Raw genomic sequence first — 2,025 nt, 5'->3', positions numbered from 1 at the left:
CTCACGGAGAGAGGCCGACCTCGCCCTCCGCCTTTCCCGCCCCGACACCCCCGGCCTCGTCGCCCGCCGCCTCGGCAGCCTCGCCTTCGCCTTCTACGCCGCCGCCCATGACCCTCGCCCCTTCGAGGACCAGCCCTTCCTCGCCTATGGCGACAGCGTCAGCCACGCCGCCATCCATCGCCATTTGGCCGACCTCGTCCCGCCGGAACGCATCGCCCTCCGCGCCAACTCCATGCACGCCTTGCAGGAGGCCGCCCGCACCGGCCTCGGCGCCACCCTCCTCTCCTGCTTCTCCGGCGAATCCGACCCTGGCCTGCGCCGCCTGCCCGCCCCCCGCGCCATGACGCCGCTCCCCCTCTGGCTCCTCTTCCACGAGGACCTGCGCCGCAGCCCACGCCTCCGCGCCGCCGTCGCCTTCCTGGACAGCACCATCGCCGCCCATCGCGGCGCCCTGCTGCCGGTGGGGTTTCCGTTCGATCCGCTGGATTGAGGCTGGGGGATGTGCGCTGGGGAGGGGGTGTTCCCGCCTCGCGCCGTCCTCGGGGGAAGGCTCCGCCTTGCCCCCGAACCCCCATCTGCCAGGAGCCTGAGGTTCCTTAGACCTCTCGTGATCAATAGATTCGAGCAAAATTGCGCCGCGTTTGCTAATCTTTCTCTTCAATGAACTGCACTATCTCTGCGGCAATTTTAGTACCGGCGGCGAGGGACGCTAACAAGGGCCGCCCTACTGGTGTGCACGAAACTAGATCATTCTTATCCACCATTACCCACCCCAACGCTTCAAGGCGACTAACGAAATCCCGTGCAAAAGGTGGATCTACTCTTGCCTCGCCCCTTTGCGTTAGTCCTCTGAGTTGGCTATTCCTCTGCTCTGAAACTTTTTCGCAGATTTTTGCTATCATGGGAAATTTGGGATGGTTCTTATAAATGTATATATCATCAATAGGGTCCGTCTTTGCTCCATTGAAATTAAGAAAACCTATGGCGTCCATATTGCTGAGTTGCCGCATGGTGTTGTTGCTATGCGAAACTAGAAAACTCGATTCGGGGTCTATGCCTCTGAAGTCAGCACCTTGGAGCGTTGATCCAGATATATCGCACTCAAAGAAATAGCTTTTTTGAAATAGTGTTTGGCTCAGATTGCAATCTTTTAGCGAAACGTTATCCAGTAACGCTTCCTCGAAGCTACTACTGCTAAGGTCCATGCCGTCAAAGGTGCAATCAGCAACAGTGCTGCTATCCATATTAAATCGTAATCCGGCGCTGTTTTCAATCTGACTGAAATTGATATCCTTTATACTTATGTTATTCATAGCTATAGTTTCCATGGGTCCTGCAATCCCTAGAGACTTTAGATTCTCATGTAGGCCTGCATCACTTCTGGCTGCTAAATCCCATAATAATACCAAATAAGATCCAAGGGTGCTTTCAGTATTTCGTTTTGGCCAAAGATCAACCAAGAACTGCCATAAACTGATTGCATTAGTCTTGTCGATTGAGGCTACGAAGGCTCGCATTGCTGCTGTAATAGGACTGTCAATTGGTGCTGCTTCTTTTTTCCTTAGGCTCTCAACAAGTGCCTCGCATACGAGATACTCTCTAAGTGAGTTGTGAGAAAAAACCCATCCGTCATGCTTAGCTTCAACTGCTCTAGTTAGTGTTGCAGAACTTCTTAGATCTTCGAACAACTCTAGTCTTCGTGTTCGGCGTTCCTCAGGTGAGAGGCGTCGCAGCTCGGCAGGGAAGTGCTCATCAACAATTTTATTAAATGTGTCTTCGGTTGCTATAGGGTTATCTCTTGAAGATATTTTGAGTGCTAGCGTTTGCAAAGCCAAGCGACGATCGTGTGGCAGCAATGTAGATCGCTGCATATCGCGAGCCATCAATCTATCGATAATTAGTCGGCCTTGAACAACGTCTTCAGGCTGTCGCCCCTGCGAGCAGGGTGCGGCCTGTCGGGACGCTGGCTTGGCTGATCGGGGTGAGGATTGCCTGTCGGAGGGCGGCGAGGAGAGCGGCCAAAAG

Annotated in this window: 2 protein-coding genes; one reads left to right on the top strand and one right to left on the bottom strand. The window is 54.1% G+C overall.

The genetic code is table 11. From position 1 onward, the window contains the following. Positions 1-490, top strand: a 490-nt coding sequence (locus tag ROTAS13_RS23580) for a substrate-binding domain-containing protein (protein ID WP_171979226.1), incomplete at its 5' end; no start/stop codon positions are given. 154 nt (positions 491-644) lie between these two features. Here the strand turns inward: ROTAS13_RS23580 and ROTAS13_RS25910 are convergent. Beyond that, positions 645-1,883, bottom strand: a complete 1,239-nt coding sequence (locus ROTAS13_RS25910; RefSeq protein WP_083755694.1) for a pentapeptide repeat-containing protein — start codon at positions 1,881-1,883, stop codon at positions 645-647. Between the last annotated feature and the right edge of the window lie 142 nt (positions 1,884-2,025).

The organism is Roseomonas sp. TAS13, assembly GCF_001950415.1.
Lineage (GTDB): Bacteria > Pseudomonadota > Alphaproteobacteria > Acetobacterales > Acetobacteraceae > Roseomonas > Roseomonas mucosa.
Note: the sequence above shows the minus strand (reverse complement) of the source record. Positions and strands in the feature narration are given on the sequence as shown.